General features: G+C 69.2%; 2 protein-coding genes. Both read left to right on the forward strand.

Translation table 11 applies throughout. The annotated features are described in order from the left end of the window. The coding region (locus tag KBX53_RS33160) for a hypothetical protein (RefSeq protein ID WP_210863803.1) at window positions 1-216 on the forward strand (216 nt) is incomplete at its 5' end. 25 nt (window positions 217-241) lie between these two features. Further along, the coding region (locus tag KBX53_RS33165) for an alpha/beta hydrolase-fold protein (protein WP_247676575.1) at window positions 242-1,320 on the forward strand (1,079 nt) is incomplete at its 3' end.

Here is a 1,320-nt window from a genome sequence, read left to right on the forward strand (position 1 = left end):
CGCGCCGGTCGTTCTGGCGCCGCCGAAGTGTGCCCAAATTGTTGGTGGCGCAATTTCTTTGGTCCGGGTTCACGGACCCTTCTTGACCATCAATGCAATTCATGGTTTTGTTTTCGACAGGGAACGATGTTAGCGCTCGCATCGCTGCATCGCTCGTTACTGGTATCCCTTCGCCTCACCATCGAATGGTCGGTCGGCCGCTCGGTTGCGGTCTGACCACACGCCGAAGAGGGAGCAGGACATGCCCGTTGCACCTCCCCGTCCCCTGACGCCGGCACCGACGCGCCGGCTGATGCTCGCGCTGCTCGCCGCCATCACCGTCACGGCCGGCACGGTCGCCGCACCGGCGGCCTCGGCCGCACCGCCGGCGCCGCCCGCGCCGCTGGGCCCGACCGTCACCCGCACCGACCAGGCCCCCACCGGCTACACAGTCACCTTCCGGTACCAGGCGCCAGCCGATGTCCAGCAGGTCCACATCTACGGCGACTGGTTCTACTCCCGACCGGAGAACATCGGCTGCCAGGACTGCGGCGACGCGCGCCCGCCCGCCGAGTGGCAGCCGGGCGACGTCGCGGCCACCCCGTGGCACACCCAGGCCATGCGGAAGGGTCCCGACGGGGTGTGGACCTTCACCACGCCACTGCCGGCGGGCACCTTCCGCTACGCGTTCACCCACGACTGCGCCAACGAGCTCGCCACCGGCTGTGCCCTGCACGACGACCCCGCCAACCGCTGGCAGATCCAGCCGCAGTACCCGGGAGCGCCCGGCGCGGTACGCAGCACGATCTACGTTCCGGCCAGCCGGAAGTTCCCCACGTACGACACCGGTTACCAGGCGCCGGTGGCCAAGGTCGGCCGGCTGGAGTCCCGGCGGTACCCCTCGCCACTGTCGACCAACCCGGCGGGAGTGCACGACATCGTCGTCTACCTGCCGCACGGCTACGACCCGAACCGGGCCACGCCGTACCCGACGCTCTACCTGAGCCACGGCAGCGGTGACCACTCGACCGCCTGGACGATGCAGGGCGTGGCCCACCTGATCCTGGAGAACGCGGTCAATGACCGGGCGGCGCAGCCGATGGTGATCGTCTCCACCGACTTCAACGGCCTCCCCGGTGGCAACGAGGGCTACGTCAACGAGCTGCGCGACAACATCTTCCCGTTCGTCGAGCAGAACTACCACGTCTCGACCCGGGCGCAGGACCGCGCCTTCGCCGGCTTCTCCGCCGGTGGCAGCCGGGCGTACACCATCATGTACAACCACACCGACCTGTTCGGCTACCACGCGGCGTGGAGTGCGGGCGGTCCGGCCGCCACCCC

It is taken from the genome of Micromonospora sp. M51 (assembly GCF_018070305.1).
GTDB classification, from domain to species: Bacteria; Actinomycetota; Actinomycetes; order Mycobacteriales; family Micromonosporaceae; genus Micromonospora; species Micromonospora parva.